The sequence below is a fragment of the Aurantiacibacter atlanticus genome (assembly GCF_001077815.2).
GTDB lineage: Bacteria > Pseudomonadota > Alphaproteobacteria > Sphingomonadales > Sphingomonadaceae > Alteraurantiacibacter > Alteraurantiacibacter atlanticus.
This window is the reverse complement of the sequence record NZ_CP011310.1, coordinates 2,184,366-2,204,430: the sequence shown is the minus strand read 5'-3', so window position 1 is coordinate 2,204,430 and position 20,065 is coordinate 2,184,366. Positions and strand designations below refer to the sequence as shown.

At 57.7% G+C, this 20,065-nt stretch carries 17 protein-coding genes and 1 tRNA gene; 9 read left to right on the top strand and 9 right to left on the bottom strand.

Going from position 1 to position 20,065, the window contains the following annotated elements:
• Nucleotides 1-4: 4 nt before the first annotated feature.
• Nucleotides 5-688 (bottom strand): prolyl hydroxylase family protein, encoded by a 684-nt coding sequence (locus CP97_RS10660; RefSeq protein ID WP_048885927.1) that lies wholly within the window; start codon nt 686-688, stop codon nt 5-7.
• A gap of 76 nt (nt 689-764) precedes the next feature.
• Here CP97_RS10660 and CP97_RS10655 point away from each other — a divergent pair, with 76 nt between their 5' ends.
• Nucleotides 765-1,313: a cytochrome b gene (locus CP97_RS10655; protein ID WP_048885926.1), complete on the top strand. Its 549-nt coding sequence runs from the start codon at nt 765-767 to the stop codon at nt 1,311-1,313.
• A gap of 104 nt (nt 1,314-1,417) precedes the next feature.
• On the opposite strand, the gene CP97_RS10650 is transcribed toward CP97_RS10655, so the two are convergent.
• The 4 genes from CP97_RS10650 to ettA all read right to left on the bottom strand — a co-directional run bounded on the left by CP97_RS10650 (nt 1,418) and on the right by ettA (nt 6,336).
• The gene (locus CP97_RS10650) at nt 1,418-2,323 is read right to left on the bottom strand and encodes an RcnB family protein (RefSeq protein ID WP_063612420.1); all 906 of its coding nucleotides are present in this window, start codon (nt 2,321-2,323) and stop codon (nt 1,418-1,420) included.
• A 264-nt stretch (nt 2,324-2,587) separates the two neighbouring features.
• Complete coding sequence (locus CP97_RS10645; RefSeq protein WP_048885925.1) at nt 2,588-3,079, bottom strand: hypothetical protein; 492 nt, start codon at nt 3,077-3,079, stop codon at nt 2,588-2,590.
• A gap of 54 nt (nt 3,080-3,133) precedes the next feature.
• A complete protein-coding gene (locus CP97_RS10640) occupies nt 3,134-4,567 on the bottom strand; it encodes a GGDEF domain-containing protein (protein ID WP_048885924.1) in 1,434 nt (477 codons plus the stop codon).
• Between the two features lie 95 nt (nt 4,568-4,662).
• Nucleotides 4,663-6,336, bottom strand: coding sequence for an energy-dependent translational throttle protein EttA (ettA, locus tag CP97_RS10635; RefSeq protein ID WP_048885923.1), 1,674 nt, complete (start codon nt 6,334-6,336; stop codon nt 4,663-4,665).
• Between the two features lie 130 nt (nt 6,337-6,466).
• Here ettA and CP97_RS10630 point away from each other — a divergent pair, with 130 nt between their 5' ends.
• The 4 genes from CP97_RS10630 to CP97_RS10615 all read left to right on the top strand — a co-directional run bounded on the left by CP97_RS10630 (nt 6,467) and on the right by CP97_RS10615 (nt 9,597).
• Nucleotides 6,467-6,997, top strand: a complete 531-nt coding sequence (locus tag CP97_RS10630; protein WP_048885922.1) for a DUF421 domain-containing protein — start codon at nt 6,467-6,469, stop codon at nt 6,995-6,997.
• Nucleotides 6,998-7,039: 42 nt separating this feature from the next.
• Entirely contained in the window at nt 7,040-7,984 is a 945-nt protein-coding gene (locus CP97_RS10625; RefSeq protein WP_048885921.1) for an NAD(P)/FAD-dependent oxidoreductase, read from the top strand.
• Between the two features lie 74 nt (nt 7,985-8,058).
• Entirely contained in the window at nt 8,059-9,441 is a 1,383-nt protein-coding gene (locus tag CP97_RS10620) for a M20/M25/M40 family metallo-hydrolase (protein WP_048885920.1), read from the top strand.
• 80 nt (nt 9,442-9,521) lie between these two features.
• Nucleotides 9,522-9,597 (top strand) — tRNA-Ile (locus tag CP97_RS10615).
• Between the two features lie 77 nt (nt 9,598-9,674).
• Here CP97_RS10615 and CP97_RS10610 read toward each other — a convergent pair.
• A complete protein-coding gene (locus tag CP97_RS10610; protein WP_048885919.1) occupies nt 9,675-10,487 on the bottom strand; it encodes a TerC family protein in 813 nt (270 codons plus the stop codon).
• A gap of 262 nt (nt 10,488-10,749) precedes the next feature.
• On the opposite strand from CP97_RS10610, the gene CP97_RS10605 reads away from it, so the two are divergent.
• The 4 genes from CP97_RS10605 to CP97_RS10590 are packed head-to-tail and all read left to right on the top strand — an operon-like array spanning nt 10,750 to nt 17,726.
• Nucleotides 10,750-11,994, top strand: a complete 1,245-nt coding sequence (locus CP97_RS10605) for a putative DNA modification/repair radical SAM protein (RefSeq protein ID WP_048885918.1) — start codon at nt 10,750-10,752, stop codon at nt 11,992-11,994.
• On the top strand, nt 11,991-13,442 hold the full coding sequence (locus CP97_RS10600) for a UdgX family uracil-DNA binding protein (protein ID WP_048885917.1): 1,452 nt from the start codon (nt 11,991-11,993) through the stop codon (nt 13,440-13,442). The genes CP97_RS10605 and CP97_RS10600 overlap by 4 nt, the downstream gene beginning before the upstream one ends.
• A gap of 1 nt (nt 13,443) precedes the next feature.
• Nucleotides 13,444-16,998, top strand: a complete 3,555-nt coding sequence (locus CP97_RS10595; RefSeq protein WP_048885916.1) for an error-prone DNA polymerase — start codon at nt 13,444-13,446, stop codon at nt 16,996-16,998.
• The gene (locus tag CP97_RS10590) at nt 16,998-17,726 is read left to right on the top strand and encodes an extensin-like domain-containing protein (protein WP_048885915.1); all 729 of its coding nucleotides are present in this window, start codon (nt 16,998-17,000) and stop codon (nt 17,724-17,726) included. The genes CP97_RS10595 and CP97_RS10590 overlap by 1 nt, the downstream gene beginning before the upstream one ends.
• 31 nt (nt 17,727-17,757) lie before the next feature.
• Here the strand turns inward: CP97_RS10590 and phoB are convergent, their stop codons facing one another.
• The 3 genes from phoB to pstB all read right to left on the bottom strand — a co-directional run bounded on the left by phoB (nt 17,758) and on the right by pstB (nt 20,004).
• Nucleotides 17,758-18,447, bottom strand: a complete 690-nt coding sequence (phoB, locus tag CP97_RS10585; RefSeq protein WP_048885914.1) for a phosphate regulon transcriptional regulator PhoB — start codon at nt 18,445-18,447, stop codon at nt 17,758-17,760.
• Between the two features lie 142 nt (nt 18,448-18,589).
• Nucleotides 18,590-19,261, bottom strand: a complete 672-nt coding sequence (gene phoU, locus CP97_RS10580) for a phosphate signaling complex protein PhoU (protein ID WP_048885913.1) — start codon at nt 19,259-19,261, stop codon at nt 18,590-18,592.
• Nucleotides 19,258-20,004 carry a phosphate ABC transporter ATP-binding protein PstB gene (gene pstB / locus CP97_RS10575; RefSeq protein ID WP_048886933.1) on the bottom strand — a complete coding sequence of 249 codons (747 nt, stop codon included), beginning with the start codon at nt 20,002-20,004 and terminating at the stop codon, nt 19,258-19,260. Before pstB ends, phoU begins: the two co-directional genes overlap by 4 nt.
• Nucleotides 20,005-20,065 lie beyond the last annotated feature (61 nt).

Below are 20,065 nucleotides of genomic sequence, written 5' to 3'. Positions count from 1 at the left end.
CGGTCTAGAACCAGTTCTTGGTACGATACCATTTGGTGATGATATATTTGCTGCCCTGCTTAACGGGGCGGCCTGCATGCATGGTCATAGGGTTTGCGATGCCTTCCGGCGTGGCATTGTTCCATGCGAGGAGCACGCCGGGCTTGGGCTCCAGTGACAGGCCGATCTCTGTAAAATCGGTAGTACCGCCCGCTTCGACTTCATTGAGAAAAACCATTGTGGTGTAGCTGCGCTGCCCACCCCGGTTCATCTCAAGGTCCCAATAGGTGGTGCCGGGGTGAAACCAATCGTGATGCGGCTGGAATTCCTGGCCCGGCATGTAACGCTGACCCTGTATCGTTTCCCCAAAGGCGGGGTCGATATCGAGCAGATCGTCTATTCTCCGGCCGATTTTCTTTACGAAAGAATCATGCGGGTCAACATCGCCTGAATAGGATGTACGATAACCGGAGGAATATTCCAGATCGAATACGCGGCTGGGCCGTGCTGTTGCATCGATCAGTTCCCTCATCCGCTCACATTCTGCTGGGGTCATGAAATCTCCCAATGCGAACAATTCGACGTCTTCGCTGGGGACCTTGTAAGCAGCCGGATTGGCCGACAAGCGCGCCCGTACCTGGCGGCCAATTTTGCGCAGGCCAGCCTGATCGGCATTAGGCGGAATGGCTTTTTTGGTCTGGATAGTCATAACACAGCATGCTTTTCCATTGCTTCGGCGCGTATGCAAGCGCAGGTTTGCCCCGTTTACCTAAGGAGACCCGATTATGCAGGAAGCAAAACGTTATTCCGGAGTTGCCATGCTGTTGCACTGGCTGATCGCCGTAGCCGTCATCGTCAACTGGCGGATAGCCGAAGCGGCGGAAAATTTGCCCAGGGAAGAAGCAAGCGCGATAATGAGCAATCATTTCGCACTTGGCATGACAATTCTGATTCTCACCGTCTTGCGACTGGCGTGGCGCCTCGTCCATCGTCCTCCACCTTTAGCAGACACGCTTGCCGGCTGGGAGAAAATACTCGCACGGGTCACTCATACGGTGTTTTACGTGCTGCTGATTGGCTTGCCCCTTGGTGGCTGGTTCGCCGGATCAAGTTTTGGTAGCAGCATCGACATGTGGGGGGCGTTCACCATTCCTGCACTACCCGTTCCGGAAAATCCGGAGCTGGGCAAAAGTGTTTTCGAACTTCACGGAACAGGCGGGAAGGCCATGCTCATACTGATCGGATTACACATTCTGGGCGCTTTGAAGCATATGTTCATCGACAAGGATGGCAATCTGTGGCGGATGCTGCCTTTCGGCACTCCGCGCGCTTGATCAGCGCACGATAAATCGTAACTCATAGAACAGCAAAACCCCCCGTCCTTTTGGGACGGGGGGCCATTGCCGGCCACTCGCTCCGGCAATGATCGTTTACTGGTTTAATAGAAGAAGTCGTGGATTACATCGACGACTTCGCCTGAGTAAGTGTCAACCAGAATTACGTCGTCATAATAGCGAACCCAGCGATAGGGGCCGTAAACATCGGGCAGACGATAGCGCCAGGGATCGTTGATCCAGTACCTGCTACCGAAGAACAGATTGTCCATACGAAAGCCGATGTTCAGGCGGCGATAGCGATATCCGCGATATGGCGAATAATAACTGCCGATGCGAAAGACGCTGCGATTGTGGGACCGATAGCGGCTCCAGTTGTAGCGGCTGTTGCGACGCCAGCTGTTGCGATTCCACCTACGATGGTCCCGGCGTGCCTCACGCCTGTCATAGCGATAGTCCTGGTGGGTATTGCGGCGATGATCGTTGCGATAATCCCTGCGTGTATCCCGCCTGTCGTAGCGCCGGTTGTCACGTTGACGTTCAGCTCTGCGGTCATGACGCTGGTTCGCGTGGCGTCGTTGCGTGGCTCTGGCGCGTGCGTTGACGCGTTCTCGATCCGCGCGTGCCGATGCGGTGCGGCGGACGCTGTTGGCACGATTGCGATCACGTTCGCGCATTTGAGTGCCACGATTATTGGCTTCCCGCTCGCGACGATTGTCACGGGCGCGGTTCTCACGGGCGCGATTGTCATTTCGGGTCTCGCGATTGCCGCGGCTACTGCTGCGAGCTTCGCGATTGCCACGGCGTTCGCTTCGAGCCTCTCGACTGCCGCGGCGTTCGCTGCGGGTATCGCGGCCACTGCGCTCACCGCGACGGGCATCGCGATCCTGGCGCTGCGTTTCAGCGGAGCTTTCGCTCGCTGCCGAGGCCGCAACCGGCAAAGCCGGAACGGCCATCGCAACCGCAAGTGCGGCTAAACCGCATGTTTTCAAAAGTTCTGCGAGTTGCATTGCAACATCTCCTTTATGTTGACCAATGCCGCCCGAGTGCTGCGGCCCTGATGTATAACAATCCTTTATTGAATGTCGTAAGTTGTAACGATTCGTTCTGACCGTTAACTGAACCACCCAGTTAGCTTAACATTCATGTTGAGAGCTTTTTAGCTGAACAAGATTGAACCCGTGCTGAAGCACGGCTGGTCAGGACTAAGATATTTTCGAGATCGCGCGTCGCGCTCAGATTTCTGGCGCAGATACTCTGGCTTCAAGGCCGCATTAAGCGTCTTCGCCAGGCGTTATGCTGGCAATGACATGGTACAGGGTCTGATAAACAACAGCGACCATCGCAGCCAGGAGCGCGACCATGACGATGGTGGAAGCGAAAAGCGCCTCATACATGGTGGCATACCAGTCAGTCGGTAGTTGCTCAAATTCCCCGATTGGCAAGGTGTAGGCCATCAATACGACAAGGCTGAGCATCAAGGCGGCCGTAGCCAGTCGCGCGATGAGGGTCACACTGTTGTACATATCCTGGTCAAAATCCTGGTCCATGCGGCGGATCATTCCGATCAGCGTTAGCATCAAGGCAAGGGTCGTCGTCGATGCCGTTGCAATGGCAGAGCCAAGATACAGGCCTGCGCGGGAAATCGCTTCCAACAACACCTGAGCTTCGGCAGCGCCATATACCCGTCCTATTGCTTGTCGCGCACCCCATCCCATCAGGCAGATTGCTACAAATGTGATGGTTGGCCAGGTGTATTTTCGCATGATTGCTCCCCGTGATTGATAACCAACGAGCAAGGTTGAAGAAGGGTTCGACAATCAGGAAAGGCGGCGTAACGGGATCAATGGTGGATCGCTGATGCAGATTTGGTTGCGCCCTGCGCGTTTGGCAGCATAGAGTCGGCCGTCGGCTTCGCCCAGCAGGCTTGCATCATCCTGCATGCCCGCATGTTGCGCCACACCGATGCTGAGCGTGATGGGATCCATAGCGTGTCCCACCCAATCAAGATGACGCACACCGAAGCGCATTTCATCGGCAATTTCTGCGGCCTGATCAATGCCGATGCCGGGTAAGACAAGCAGAAATTCCTCGCCGCCTATGCGGCCAAAGTGGCCGCTCCTCCCGGCAAGAGCCCGACCTTCATTGGCAACGGCCATCAATGCCAGATCACCCTTGGCATGGCCGAAACGATCATTGACCGATTTGAAGTGATCAACATCCATCATCAGTATCGAAAGATCGCGCCCAGTTGCCTTTGCATGTACAATTTCGGCGCGCAGACACTCGATGATCTTGCCGCGATTTGCCACGCCCGTCAGCGCATCCGTTTCTGCCAGACGGCGCGCTTCGGTGGCCTGCAAATCGGCCGATTGTCTCGCGAAAACCAAATCAGCCATGATGGATTGATATTTGCTCAGCAAGGCTGCCAGCGGCAACAAGGCGAGGAGCACGCCTGCGAGATAGATTTGCAGAAACAGCGTCGTCCCGACGACTGAATTGTCCAATCCTGAAACGCCAAGGCCGGCGGATGAGTGAACCGCCCCGGTTATGGCCAGCGCCAGCAGGCTGACCGCCGCGCCCGTCAGTCCAAGGCGATAAGTCGCAAATCCTGCCGCAGCGATCGGAAGCCACAAAAGCGGAACGTCTGTCTGCCAGAATGCCACTGCGCCCGAAAGGACAATCAAAGAGGTTGTCGAGACAATCGAAACGAGTGACCGTTCATGCTCCATGATATCAATCGCGATAAACAGAATGGCGGGCGTAATCGTAATCATCCCGAAAAATACTGTCGATGCCCAGGAAATCAGGAACCCGGATTCAAATTCGGATGTCAGCACAGAGGCGATGAGCGCGCTCAACACCGCCGCCACACATGCAGCAGCCCCAGTCGTGATGATATTGCGGGCGCTGGCAATATCGCGCGAAGATTGCTTGAAATTGAGTATCAGCGCACGCGCCGTCGCGGCTTCGGCAATATTTGCGACACTGAAGGCGATGGAAGCCCATAGGGACGTCCCGATGATGGCGTTGGCCACCATGCTGGCGATAAACGCTCCAAGATATAGGGTCGTGCGTGCATCGCCGCGTAGCAACAAAACACCAGCCAGCATAATGCCGCTGGGAGGCCAGATCGCGGCAATTCCCGAGCTGCCTTTGGTTAACAGCAAGGCGCCAATCGCAGCCACAAGATAGGCGAATGCGAAAAGCAGGGCGGACCTGTGACTGTGTGATTTGAGTGCGACCCCATTCATGGGCTCGCTTTGCAAGATGTAAGCTAATTAGCTGTTAACTGGAGATAAGCACGCCTACCCGAAGCAACGGGAAGGCGTGCTCTGAGGCCCACAGACTATCGTGTCAGCTTCTTGTATTGCAATTTTGTCGGCCGATCGGCGGCATCGCCAAGGCGGCGCCTCTTGTCTTCCTCATAGGCTTCGAAATTGCCTTCGAACCATTCGACATGGCTGTTCCCTTCAAACGCAAGAATATGCGTTGCCAGTCGATCAAGGAAAAACCGGTCATGCGATATGACCACGGCGCAGCCAGCGAAGTTTTCAATTGCTTCTTCCAGGGCTGACAGGGTTTCCACGTCGAGATCATTGGTCGGTTCGTCCAGCAGCAGCACATTACCGCCTTCTTTCAGCATCTTGGCCATATGGACGCGATTGCGTTCACCGCCAGACAGCTTGCCGACGTTTTTCTGTTGGTCCGGTCCTTTGAAATTGAATGCACCGACATAGGCGCGGGTGCTGGTATCGTGTCCATTGACCTTCATGTAATCGAGGCCGTCAGAGATTTCTTCCCAGACATTGTGCTTCGGATCGAGATGGTCGCGGCTCTGATCGACATAGCCAAGATGCACGGTCTCACCGATTTCGACGGTGCCGCTATCTGGTTCTTCCTTGCCGGTCAGGATTTTGAACAGCGTGGACTTACCCGCGCCATTCGGCCCGATCACACCAACGATGCCGCCGGGAGGCAACATGAAGGACAGGTCTTCGAACAACAGCTTGTCGCCATAGGCCTTGGAAATATTGTTTGCCTCGATCACCTTGCCGCCCAGCCGCTCCGGCACCTGAATGACGATTTGCGCCTTACCGGGCTTCCGATTGGACATTTCGTCCTGAAGCTGATCGAATTTGCGGATACGCGCCTTGGACTTGGTCTGGCGTGCTGCGGGGGTCTGCCGCATCCATTCAAGTTCACGCGAAAGGGCCTTCTGGCGCCCGGATTCCTCCCGGCTTTCCTGCTGAAGACGCTTGGCCTTCTTTTCCAGATAAGTGCTGTAATTGCCCTCATACGGATAATAGGATCCACGATCCAGTTCCAGGATCCATTCCACCACATTGTCGAGAAAATAGCGGTCATGGGTAATCATAAGCACCGCTCCCGCATATTCCTTGAGGTGATTTTCCAGCCATTGGACGCTTTCGGCGTCAAGGTGGTTGGTCGGTTCGTCCAGAAGCAGGATATCGGGCTTCTGGATCAGCAGACGGGTGAGGGCGACGCGGCGCTTTTCACCACCGGAAAGGCTTTCAACGCCCATATCGGACGGCGGGCAGCGCAACGCCTCCATTGCGATTTCGAGTTGATTGTCTAGCGTCCAGCCGTCCACCGCATCAATCTTGCCCTGCAAATCAGCCATTTCGGTGCCCAAAGCATCGAAATCGGCATCGGGTTCAGCCATTTCGGCACTGATCGCATTGAAGCGTTCGACAAGGTCGGCGGTTTCCCGCGCGCCATCCTTGACGTTTTCCAACACGGTCTTGCTCGAATCCAGTTCAGGTTCCTGCTCCAGATAGCCAACGGTGATGTTTTCGCCCGGCCATGCCTCGCCCGTGATATCGGTATCAATACCGGCCATGATCTTGATCAGCGTGGATTTACCCGCGCCATTCGGCCCGACAATGCCGATTTTTGCCCCGCGATAGAACTGCAGATTGATGTCATGCAGCACCGGCTTGCTTGCACCGGGGAAAGTTTTCGTCATGTTCTTCATGACATATGCGTATTGGGCAGCCATCTGGCGGGTCCTTTGTCAGGTCAGTTCGCGATCGGGAGTTGGCAGGCCAGATAGGGCGTGGGGACCCGGCGGGCAAGGTGCTTGCTGAGACAGGGCGGAACAATGCTGCGGCTTCGCTGGTTCAAGCCTCATGTTCCTGGACAATACAATTATCGATTTGCTGCTCCGTGGCGCTGTGCTGGCAATGTTTGCGCTGTTTTTTGTCGTGTTCCAGATCCGCATTGTCGGACTGCGATCCTTGTCCAAGATGACCAATTTTGATTTCATCATGACCATCGCTCTCGGGTCATTGGTAGCAGGGGCTGCGCAGTCGACCGAGTGGACCGCCTTTGCCCAGTCTCTGATGGCCATGGTCGGCCTGTTCCTGACCCAATGGGCCGCGGCTCGCCTGCGTAAGAACTCTGATCTTGCAGAAGGCATCATGCAAAATGAGCCAATGCTGCTGATGCGTGATGGCAAGGTTATCCATTCAGCTCTGGAGAAAACGCGTGTGGCCGAAAGCGATTTGCGCGCCAAATTGCGTGAGGCAAATGTACTGAGGATGGAAGATGTGCGGGCCGCTGTTCTGGAAACCACTGGCGATGTTTCAATCTTGCACGGCCAGAATCTGGAAGAGGCTTTGCTACGGGGTGTGCGGTCCAGTTCGGCAAGCGGGTCCTAAGGCGGTATTGCCTGTGATGCATTATTTTCCACATAGCTTGCCATGAACATCGCAATCATTGGTGCCGGTATGGCCGGGCTCAGCTGCGCAACACGCCTGAGGGCGCAAGACCATGACGTCATCCTGTTCGACAAGGGGCGAGGGCCGGGAGGTCGCATGGCGACCCGGCGGGCCGAGATCGATGGAAACACGCTTCATTTCGATCACGGAGCGCAATATTTCACCGTCTCTGACAATGGGTTCGCCGAAATCGTATCTCAATGGGAGGCTGATGACGTTGTCGCGCAATGGCCCGTAGCTAAAGAGGGTGCGTGGGTTGGCACGCCCGGCATGAATGCACCGGTCAAGGCGATGGCTGCAGAGCTTGATGTACGTTTCGGCGTGGAAATAGAGGCTTTCGGGCGGTCCGGAACTGGGTGGCGGTTTGATGGGGATGGTACACCGGAGACGGTATTTGATGCGGTACTGGTAGCTGTTCCTGCAGAACAGGCCGCTGTGCTGTTAGGCCCACACTCGCCTCAAATGGCCGAGACTGCGAAATCTTCCGTTTCCTTGCCATGCTGGGCCGTAATGGCGGCATTCGCCACCCCACTCGATCACGAAGATATTATTCGTGACGCCGGAGCCATCGGCTGGGCCGCGCGCAATTCAGCGAAACCGGGGCGCAGCAACAAGGGCGGACTGGATTGCTGGGTGGTGCAAGCATCTCCGGACTGGAGCCGCGAGCATTTGGATGATGATGGCGAAACTATAGCCACTTTGTTGCTCGAAGAATTGGGCAATCAGACGGACATCACCATGCCTGAAGCCGTCCATAGCGCAGCCCATCGCTGGTTATACGCCGAAAGCGGATCGACGGCGCAGAAGGCGCTTTGGAACGCAGATGCATGCCTTGGTGCCTGCGGCGATTGGCTGATCGGTCCTCGGGTGGAGGCGGCCTTTGTATCTGGCGTAACGCTAGCCGATACGATTTTGACCACTGGCTGATGTATCGGTCTGATTTTCCCGAATTACGATAACAGGGCCTTGGCACCGGTTGATCTGTTCACTAGCCATAGCGCATGAAAAAGACCGTCTTCGCGCTTGCTGCGCTTTCTCTCGCCCTTCCTGCCACAAGTTTCGCCCAGGACAACAATGGGCGGTACGGCCTGCCACCCGGCGCGCATGACGAGATCGCCTGGGATTTTGTGGAAGGCATCACTACGGAAATAGGTCCGCGCCTCGCCGGTACGGTGGATGAGGCACGGGCACGTGAATGGACGATGGAGTGGTTGCGCAATCACGGCTTTGCCAATGTCATGAACGAACCATTCCCGATACAAACGTGGGTCCGAGGAGAAGAGCAGGCGCGCATCATCGCCCCGTTCCCGCAACCAGTGGTGGTGACGGCGCTTGGCTATAGCGGCGCAACATCAGCGCAGGGCATCAGGGCTGAAATTGTTCATTTCGCTACGACGGACGAATTACGGGCCGCACCCGAAGGCAGCCTTGCTGGCAAGATCGCCTATATCGGCCATGCGATGCGCGCGACGCAGGATGGATCGCATTACGGATATTTTGGATCGGCACGGAGGCAGGGGCCAGGGATTGCCGCGCAAAAGGGTGCCGCCGGTATCATTATCCGTTCTATTGGAACCGATGATGATCGCCTGCCGCACACTGGCGCAACCAATTGGCCCGAAGGGGTCACGCCAATCCCTGCTGCTGCTCTCAGCAACCCCGATGCCGACAATCTTGAGCGTATGCTGGCGCGTGGCGAGACAGTTGCGATGGAACTTGTCCTGACGCCGCGCCATCTTGGCGAAACGATGAGCGGTAACGTTACTGCAGAGATCGTAGGAAGTGATGCGTCCCTGCCGCCGGTTCTGCTGGCCTGCCATCTGGATAGCTGGGATATTGGCACCGGCGCGATTGATGATGGCGCAGGCTGCGCTATCGCCGCCACCGCTGCCTTGCGTGTAGCCGAAGAAGGTCAGCCGCTTCGGACGATTCGCGTCCTTTTTGCCGGGGCAGAGGAAACCGGGTTGTGGGGCAGCCGCGCTTATTCCGCCGCCCATGCGGATGAACCGATGGGCGTAGGATTCGAAAGCGATTTTGGCGCGGGGTTGATCTGGCGGCTCGAAACGAATTTCTCTCGCACCAATCCGGCCCTGTTCTCTCGATTGGCCCAAGCAGTCGCTGGTTACGGCGTGCTACCCGCGCCGCAAATTGTTGCCAGCGGCGGCGCTGACCTCAACATCTTGCGCGATCAACAGGCGCCAATCGTGGATCTGCAACAGGACGGATCACGGTATTTTGATCTGCATCACACCGCCAATGATACGCTCGATAAGGTCGATCCGACCGAGTTGGCACAAAATGTTGCGGTATGGACGGCAGTGGCCGGTGTTTTGGCGAATGAGCCTGGCGATATAAGAGGCGCCGATATTATCGTGGAAGAGTAATCCGCTAATATCTTGCCGCAGTCCCGCACACGGGCTAGTGGCACGCCCGCACGAATGGCTGGCACCGCTGTCTTTTCAGGGGGCCTGTAGCTCAGTGGTTAGAGCTGGCCGCTCATAACGGCTAGGTCGCGGGTTCGAATCCTGCCGGGCCCACCAGCCCTTCGTGCGATCAATTATCTGTGATTCACACCAGTGGCGGCTCACCGGCCAGTCTGGCCCTTGGTGCGCGCGGATCAGCAGGATGACCCGGCTTTGTCCGTCTTGCTCGTATGTTTGTTCCTCTGGACCATGTTGAGAATCTCGACTCCGACTGAGAAGCCCATCGCCACGTAGATATAGCCCTTCGGCACATGGAAGCCGAAACCGTCCGCGATCAGCACGAGGCCGATCATTACAAGAAATGCGAGCGCCAACATAACCAGCGTGGGATTCTGTTCGATAAAGCGCGCCAGTGGATCGGCGGCGACCATCATAACGCCCACGGTAATTACCACAGCGGCAATCATGATAGGCACGTGATCGGTCATGCCGACAGCCGTGAGTATCGAATCGACTGAAAACACGATGTCGATAGCGACGATCTGTGCGATCACTGCACCAAAGGTGGCCGTGGCGGCCTTTGCCATGTCAGGCGTCTTGTCGAGCAGATCACCTGAATTATCCTCTGGCTCCATGGAATGGTGGATTTCCTTGGTGGCCTTCCACAGCAGGAACAATCCCCCCGCCAGCAGGATCAGATCCCGACCGGAGAAAGCGGTTTCGAAGGTAGGCTCACCATAAGGCCCGGGTTCGCCAGCAATCCCCAGATCGAACAGCGGGGTTTGCAGCGTCACGATCCAGCCGATCAGCATCAGCAGGCCGATGCGCATTATCAGCGCTAGCGCCAATCCAATTCGCCGTGCCTTGCTTTGCTGATGTTCTGGTAGCTTGTTGGAAAGAATGGCGATGAAGATGAGATTGTCGATGCCAAGGATTACCTCCAGCGCGATCAGGGTGAGCAGGGCCAGCCACGCGGCTGGATCGCTGAGCAAGGCAATGATATCCATTTCACGCCCATGCCAAAGTGCGAGCCGCCACTCAAGCTTCGCCGCATTTATCCCGTGGGTGGCTTTGTCCGCAGATCAGGCGAGGACGCAATTTGGTGCCGCTCAGGCCTGCACCAAAAGAGTGCGCGCGTGGCAATGGAATATGCCTCGTCGATAAACCAGTCGAGTGTGACGCTAATGCCTGGCGGAGGGGGGACTCCGGCAAAAATGCGCAAGGGAATTTGGGTTTGGCGAATCCTACAAAAGAACATATAAAGAACATATGACTGCTCTCGACACTATTCAGAAGCTGGGAATCCTTGCTGATGCGGCAAAATACGATGCCTCTTGCGCATCTTCCGGCACGGCGAAACGCAGCAGCAAGGGCGGCAAGGGTATCGGGTCGACAGAGGGGATGGGCATTTGTCACGCCTATGCGCCCGATGGTCGCTGCATCTCGTTGTTGAAGATACTGCTGACCAACCATTGCATCTTCGATTGCCATTATTGCGTGAACCGCAAGAGCAGCAATGTGCGCCGTGCGCGCTTTACGCCGCAGGAAGTGGCGGATCTTACGCTGACCTTCTACCGGCGCAATTATATCGAAGGGCTGTTCCTGTCGTCAGGCATTATCAAAAGCGCCAATTATACGATGGAACAATTGGTAGAAACTGCGCGCATCCTGCGGGAAGATCACGATTTTCGTGGTTATATCCATCTCAAGACTATCCCTGAAGCCGATGCCGAACTGGTGCATCAGGCGGGTCTTTATGCCGATCGTGTCTCGATCAATGTCGAATTGCCTACCGATGCCGGACTTACTCGCCTCGCTCCCGATAAGAACGCCAGCCAGATCGAAGGTGCGATGGGCGGGGTGAAAGGCGCGATTGTTCAGGCCAAGGATGAACGCAAGCGTTTCCGCCACGCCCCGCGCTTTGCGCCGGGTGGGCAATCGACGCAGATGATCGTCGGGGCAGACAGCGCCAGCGATTCCGATATCGTGGGCAAGGCAAGCCATCTCTATGGTCGTTTCAAGCTGCGCCGCGTCTATTATTCAGCCTTCTCGCCCATTCCCGATGCTAGCGCGGTCCTGCCGCTCAAACGTCCGCCGCTGATGCGCGAACACCGGCTTTACCAGTCGGACTGGCTTATGCGGTTTTACGGTTTTGCTCCGCATGAGGTGATGCAGGCCACCGAAGCTGACGGGAATTTACCGCTCGATATTGATCCGAAGCTGGCGTGGGCATTGAAGTTTCGTGAACAATTTCCAGTAGATGTGAACCGTTCCTCGCGCGAAATGTTGCTGCGTGTGCCGGGGCTGGGCACACGCGCGGTGGGCCAGATACTGGCCAGCCGCCGCCACCGCACATTGCGCCTTGATGATGTCGCGCGGCTCACCGTTTCGGTTGTGAAGATACGTCCGTTCATCGTGACCGCAGACTGGCGCCCTGTTTTGCTGACCGACCACGCAAATTTGCGCAGCCTGCTCGCGCCAAAGCAGGAACAGCTTGAACTGTTCGCGGCATGACAGCGCTGCAGCATGTGAAGCTTGGCACCTATTACGTGGTGAATATGCCTGAGCCGGACGACTTTGCCTTCTGGCGGGATCGGGCGAGGCAATTGGTGCAATGCGATGTGCCGCCTGATCGCGTGGCATGGGTGGAGCCCGGCGCCACCGGCTCGCTTTTTTCACATGGCGACCGCCGCCTGCCTGTGCCCGACGACGCAACGGCGCCGGTGCGCGCAAGCAAGCGTTTCATGCAATTGGCGCAGAATGCCGCACTGCATTGCGATTCCCAGCGCTTTGCCTTGCTGTATCGCCTGCTGTGGCGTTTGCAGGCCAATCCGCGCCTGATGGAAGACAGGGCCGATCTCGACGTGCGGCGTGTGGAAGAACTGGACAAGACGGTGCGCCGCGATGCGCACAAGATGCACGCCTTCGTCCGTTTTCGTCTGGTAGAGAATGTGGACGAACCCGAAGCTCTTGAACATTATGTCGCCTGGTTTGAGCCAGAGCATCACATCCTGCGGCGCGAGGCGGGCTTTTTCGTGCGCCGGTTTGCCAATATGCGCTGGTCCATCCTGACGCCAAGCGGCTCGCTCCACTGGGATGGCGAGGTCTTGTGCGAAGGCCCTCCGGCGCAAAAATCGGATGCGCCCAGCGGCGATCCAGCAGAAGATCTCTGGCGCAAATATTATGCTTCCATCTTCAACCCTGCACGGCTGAAAATCGGCGCGATGCTGAAGGAAATGCCGCGCAAATATTGGAAAAACATGCCCGAAGCCGCGCTCATTCCCGAACTGGTGGCGGGCGCACAGAAGCGCGAATCCGAAATGGTTTCAGCCGGAAAGCTGGAATTCGAGGAGCGTCCCGAAACGCTGGCCGCAATCGAGAAGGCGATCCATGCCTGCAGCAAATGCCCCATCGGCGCGCTCGATAACCGCGCTGTAATGGGAGAGGGGCCGGATGATGCCGATCTGATGATCGTGGGGGAGCAGCCCGGCGATCAGGAGGATCTGGCGGGACGTCCTTTTGTCGGCCCTGCCGGACAGGTGCTGGATACGGCGCTGGAGGTTGCGGGGATCGCGCGGAGCAGCGCCTATGTCACCAATACGGTCAAGCATTTCAAATATGTCCAGCGTGGCAAACGGCGGCTGCACCAGTCGCCTGCTGCGAAGGAAATCGACACCTGCCGCTGGTGGCAGGAAGCAGAGCGCGCCATCGTCCAGCCCAAGCTTGTGCTGGCGCTGGGGGCCAGCGCAGCGCGCGGGATGCTGGGCAAGACGGTTAGCGTCAGCAAGGTGCGCGGTGCCCCGATGATGCTGGACGATGGCAGTGAATTGTGGATCACCGTGCATCCCTCCTATCTTCTGCGCCTCGACGGAGAAGCGCGGGCCGAGCAAGAACGTCTGTTCGCAGCCGATCTGGCAGCGGTGAAGGTGCGGCTGGGTCAGCTGGCGGAGCTTGAGGAGTGACGTGCCCGAAAGCGACCTCCTCCCGAAGCGCACGATCGAGCTTGATCCCGACAGCATAGAGCCGCCAACGCCTGCGCCCTTTGTCGAACTGGGCCTGGTATCGTGCTTCAGCTTTCTGCGCGGGGCATCCGATGCGGTCGACCTGGTGCTGCGCGCCCGTGCGCTGGGCTATGATGCCATCGGGATTGCCGATGCCAACAGCATGGCGGGCGTGGTGCGCGTCCACACGGAGGCAAAAACGCTCAAGCTGCGCCCCGTTATCGGCACACGTATCGAAACGCAGGAGGGGCTTGCCTTCCTTGCCTACCCCAAAGACCGCGCTGCCTATGGCCAGTTGTGCCGCCTGATCAGCGCCGGGCGCATGGCCACGCTGGATGGCGAATGGCAGGACAAGGGCGTGTGTCAGATCAGCCTTTCCATGTTGGCAGACCATTGCGAAGGCGTGCAGCTTATCCTGCTCCCCCCACGCGAACTGGAGCAGGAATTCACCCTTCGTGTGCCGAGCAATGTGGTGCCGTTTCCGCTGGGTGATGCGCAAGGTGCGGACAATTGCCCCGTCGATGCTTCTCGCATCATCACGCAGCCTTTTATCGACCTCATCCCGCATATCGTCCGGCAGCTTTCGGGTCTGCGCCATATTGCCGCTGCCTTCCTCTACCGCGGGAATGATATCGCGCGGATCGACAGGCTCGACACGCTGGCGCGCGCCAACGGACTGGCGCTGCTTGCCACCAATGATGTGCATTACCACGCGCCCGAACGGCGGCCCTTGCAGGATGTGATGACCGCGATCTGGCACAAGACCACGCTGGCGCGCGCCGGACACCTGCTGCACGCGAATGCCGAACGGCACCTCAAGGGGCCAGAGGAGATGCTCAGCCTGTTTGAACGCTGGCCACACGCGATCACGGCGGCGCGGGCGGTGGCTGATGGCTGCGATTTCAGTCTGGATGAATTGCAATATGAATATCCGGAAGAAATCCACCCCGATGGCATAACGCCGCAGGAACATCTGGCGGCCGAAACGTGGAAGGGGGCGCAGCGTCGCTATCCTTCCGGCGTGCCCGATAGCGTGGGCACCACGCTGGAGCGCGAATTGGCGCTGATCGGCAAGCTGGACCTTGCGCGCTATTTCCTCACCATCAAGGATATCGTCGATTTCGCCCGTAGTGTGGAACCGCCGATCCTGTGTCAGGGCAGGGGTAGCGCGGCCAATTCAGCCGTGTGTTATTGCCTCGAAATCACCTCGGTAGACCCGGCACGCCACCAATTGTTGTTTGATCGGTTCATATCCGAAGAGCGCAAGGAACCGCCCGATATCGATGTCGATTTCGAGCATGAGCGGCGCGAGGAGGTGATCCAGTATATTTATCGCAAATATGGCCGCCACCGCGCCGGGCTGGCTGCCACCGTTATCCATTACCGCCCGCGCATGGCGATCCGCGAAGTGGGCAAGGCGATGGGGCTGTCAGAAGATGTCACCGCGTCGCTGGCGCGCACCGTATGGGGTGGGTGGGGCAAGGAAATCGGTGACGATCACGTGGCCGAAACGGGTATGGACCTGTCTGACCCGCACTTGAAACGAATTCTGGCACTCACCCGGCAAATGGTTGGAATGCCACGTCATCTTGGTCAGCATGTTGGCGGTTTTATCCTTACACAAGGACCGTTGAGCGAAACCGTACCTATCGGCAATGGCGCCATGCCTGATCGCACTTTCATTGAATGGGACAAGGACGATATCGAGGCATTGGGCATCCTCAAGGTGGATGTGCTGGCGCTGGGCATGTTGACCTGCATCAAGAAGTGCCTCGATCTGCTGGAAGACCACCATGATCGCCGTCTTACGCTCGCCAGCGTGCCGCGAGAGGACCCGGAAACCTACGCCATGCTGCGCAAGGGGGATTCGCTGGGCGTGTTCCAGGTGGAAAGCCGCGCGCAGATGAACATGCTGCCGCGCCTGCGTCCGCGCGAATTCTATGATCTTGTCATCCAGGTCGCAATCGTGCGGCCCGGCCCCATTCAGGGGGATATGGTGCATCCCTATCTGCGGCGAAGGCGCGGGGCGGAAAAAGTGGAAATACCCGCACCGGGCGCGCAGCACGGCCCGCCCGATGAACTCTCCAGCATTCTGGAGCGCACGCTGGGCGTGCCGATCTTTCAGGAACAGGCGATGAAGATCGCGCTGGATGCGGCCAAGTTCTCGTCTGCGGAGGCCAACCGCCTGCGCAAGGCAATGGCGACCTTCCGCAGCCGCGGCATGGTCGACGAATTGCAGGACATGATGGTCGAACGCATGGTGCAGCGCGGCTATGATCGCGATTTCGCGCAACGCTGCTTCAACCAGATCCGCGGCTTCGGCGAATATGGTTTCCCCGAAAGCCACGCCGCCAGCTTTGCTCATCTGGTCTATGTCAGCAGTTGGCTCAAATGCCATTTTCCCGCTGCCTTTGCCTGTGGCCTGCTCAATTCGCAGCCAATGGGCTTTTATGCGCCTGCCCAGATCGTGCGCGATGCGCGTGAGCACGGGGTCGCGGTGTTGCCGGTGGATGTGAACCTTTCGCAATGGGATTGCACGCTGGAGGTAGAGCAGGCGCGTAAGACGCGGCACACAGATGCAAAGGACAGTGGCCGTCAGGATCGTCATGTCGCGCTGCGGCTGGGGTTGAGGCAGATCGATGGTCTGCCCGAACATGTTGCCGCCACGCTTCTTGCCGCGCGTGCCGATGACGGGAGCTATGCCGATGTGGCGGAACTGCGTGATCGCACGCGTATCCCCGTGGCCCATATCGAGCGGCTTGCCAGCGCCGATGCCTTCGGTTCGCTCGATCTGTCACGGCGGCAGGCCTTGTGGGATGCGCGCAGCCTTGTGGGCGGGGTCGATCTGCCGCTGTTCGCCCATGCTGATGAACGCGACGAAGGGGCCGAACGCCGCCGTGCGATCCTGCCCGCCATGCCGCTTTCCGAAGAGGTGGTGGCCGATTACCAGACCACGCGCCTTAGCCTCAAGGCGCATCCGATGGCGTTCCTGCGGGCATCACTGGCCGAACGCGGCTTTGTCCGCGCCGCCGATCTCAGGAACCGCAAGATGCGTTCCATGGTTAATGTTGCAGGGGTTGTGCTCATCCGTCAGCGACCGGGCAGCGCCAAGGGGGTTTGTTTCATCACGCTGGAAGATGAAACGGGCACCATCAATCTGGTTGTCTGGCCTGATCTTAAGGAAAAGCAGCGCAAAGTGGTGATGGGATCGCGATTGATGGAAGTGCGCGGACGCGTGGAATATGATGACGAGGTCATCCATGTGATCGCCCAGCACATGACCGATGCGACCGCAGAGTTGCACCGCCTCTCGGACGATCTGCTGAAAGCGCCGCTGGCGCGCGCGGATCATGTCACAAGCCCGCTGCCTTCAGGAAAACCCAATCCTCGCAACGATTTGAACGATGGTCCTGCCAATCAGCCTATTCGTCCCCGCGACCTGATCGATCAATTGCCGGGCACTCGTGGCCATCCCCGCAATGCGCGCATCATTCCAAAATCACGCGATTTCCATTGATGACGCGTACAAGAAAAGGCTGGCCTATCGCTCCGCCCTCGGATGCGGGACTTGTCATTTTGCTGATTGGCATCGCCTTGCTTCTCGCGGGGCGGGTATGGCTGGTAGAAAATCCGCAACATAATCCTTGGGCACCGCTCGATCTGCGCGATCCGGTGGGGCTGGCGACCGTTGCAAAACTTGCCGCTCTGCAAGACGATATTCCCACCTGCCATGCCGTGCTGAACCGGAGCGAGATCGGCTTTACCGCACTCGATCCGGCGAGAGAGGGGGAATGCCTTCGTTCCGATCGGATCATCCCCACAGACCTTTCACTCGCGCCTTCCACCGCGCAAATGACCTGCCCGGTGGCAGCTGGCTTTGCCTTGTGGCTTAGGCATGGCGTGCAACCGGCTGCGCAGGAAAATCTCGGCTCGCCAGTCCAGCGTATCGAGCAATTGGGCACCTATAGCTGTCGCCGCATGTATGGGGCAGAATCAGGCCGTTGGAGCGAGCATGCCACCGGCAATGCCATCGACATTTCCGCATTCATACTGGCGGATGGTCAGCGTATCAGCCTGCTCCAGCATTGGAACGGAGACGGGCCAGAAGCCAGATTTCTGCGCGAGGTGCGCGATGCGGCATGCGCTAGCTTTGGCGCGGTATTGTCACCCGATTACAATGCTGCCCATGCAAATCACTTCCACCTCGACCAGGGGCGCTCCCCCGGAATTGGCGCCTGTCGTTAGAGAACGGAAAGGCCGGGCCAAAAGAGGCGCATCATACCGGATCTAGCGCGTACCCAGCAGAACGTACCGTGCGGATCGGATCGCGCATGTTTTCCATCGCAATGGCCTTTCGCAAGCGGCGAATGTGGACATCGACAGTGCGTTCCTCGATCTCGCTGCTCGTGCCCCATACGGCATCGAGTAATTGTCCGCGTGAGAAAACGCGTCGTGGATGTTCCATGAAGAACTTTATCAGTCGGTATTCGGTTGGACCAACCTGCAATTCACTGCCGCGCCGTTCCAGCCGATGGGCGACAGGATCAAGCCTCATATCGCCGACTTCAATGGTTTCGCCTGCCAGCGCGGGACGCACGCGGCGCAGCACGGCAGACACGCGTGCCAGCAATTCGCGCGGGGAAAACGGCTTGGTCAGATAATCATCTGCACCCGTTTCCAGCCCGCGAATACGGTCATCCTCCGCTTCGCGCGCGGTAAGCATGATGATGGGCACATGCGCGGTGGCCTTTTCGCGGCGCAGGCGGCGGCAGACTTCGATGCCGCTGACGCCTTCGATCATCCAGTCAAGAATGACGAGATCGGGCACATCTTCGGCCGCCAGCATCAGGGCATCGTCACCGTCGCCAGTGCTGCGAACATCATATCCTTCGCTTTCGAAGCGATATTCAAGCAGTTCGGCAAGAGCGATATCGTCTTCGACAAGAAGCAGTTTGGGTGCGGACATCTTCAGGCGTGTTCCCGTTTACGACCGCAGGAAAGCGCGGCCTTCCGATGCTCCGTATGACATTTTCATGGCAGTTTTGTTGCAAACTGCACTGCCATTTTTACGGGTGCAATGTTTTCACGCCTTGGCACGCCATTAGCCGCTAGCGTTCTATGTCGTTGGGATAGCTGCCGGTCGCCGAATAATGGACCATTTCCGCAACATTGGTGGCGTGATCGCCAATCCGTTCAATATTGCGCGCCACAAACAAGAGTTGAGCCGCGCTGCTAATGGTGGAAGGGTTTTCTACCATGTGACTGACAACATTACGGAAAATACTGTCGTAGAAAGCATCGACTTTCTCATCACGCTCAATAACCTCACGTGCCAGCATCGGATCGCGCGCTGCATAGGCGGTGAGCACGTCATGCACCATTTCGGCGGCGATTTCGCCCATTGCGGAAAGCAGGGTCAACGGTTCAAACGTCTTGCGGCCTTCGATGCGACCAATGCGCTTGGCGATGTTCTTGGAATAATCGCCAATCCGCTCGATAACGCCGCTGATCTTCAGTGCGGCCACGATCTCGCGCAAATCGTCTGCCATTGGCGCGCGCAAGGCCAGAATGCGAACGGCCATTGCATCGACCTCTGCCTCCAGCTCGTCTAGCTTGGTGTCGCGCAGGATGACCTGCCTGGCCTTGGTTTCGTCCCCCGAAACAAGAGCTGACAAAGCTTCGCTTATGGCCAACTCGGCCAGGCCGCCCATTTCCGCGATCAGGCCGCGAAGCTGGGTGATGTCTTCATCAAATGCCTTGACGGTGTGGTCCATGTTCATCCGTATCTGCCCGTAATATAATCCTGGGTGCGTTGCTGCTTGGGATTAGTGAATATATCTGAAGTGTGACCATACTCAACAAGGTTGCCGAGGTGAAAAAAGGCTGTGCGCTGGGAAACACGGGCAGCCTGCTGCATCGAATGGGTGACAATGACGATAGCATAGCGGCCGCGCAATTCGTGAATCAGCTCCTCGATCTTGGCGGTGGCAATCGGATCCAGCGCGGAACATGGTTCATCCATAAGGATCACTTCGGGATCGACAGCAATGGCGCGCGCGATGCACAGTCGCTGCTGTTGTCCGCCCGAAAGTGCCGTTCCAGAATCGCTCAGGCGATCCTTCACCTCTTCCCACAGGCCCGCGCGGCGCAGGCTCTTTTCGACGATGGCATCCAGCTCGGATTTGCTTTCTGCAAGGCCGTGGATCTTGGGGCCATAGGCGATGTTGTCATAAATTGACTTGGGGAAGGGATTGGGCTTTTGGAACACCATCCCGACGCGCGCGCGCAATTGCACCACATCCATGCCGCTGGCGTAGATATCCTCGCCATCCAGTTCGATCTTGCCGGTATAGCGGGCCGAGGGAATTGTATCATTCATGCGGTTGAGAGCGCGCAGGAAAGTAGATTTGCCACAGCCCGACGGACCGATGAAGGCGGTGACATATTCGCTGAAGACATCGACAGAGACATTGTCGATGGCCTTCTTTTCTCCGTAATAGATGGAAACATCGCTGGCGCGCATTTTGACCTTCGCCGCCTCGACATTTTCTGCCGCCACATTGGACGCCGAGCCATCCTGTTCG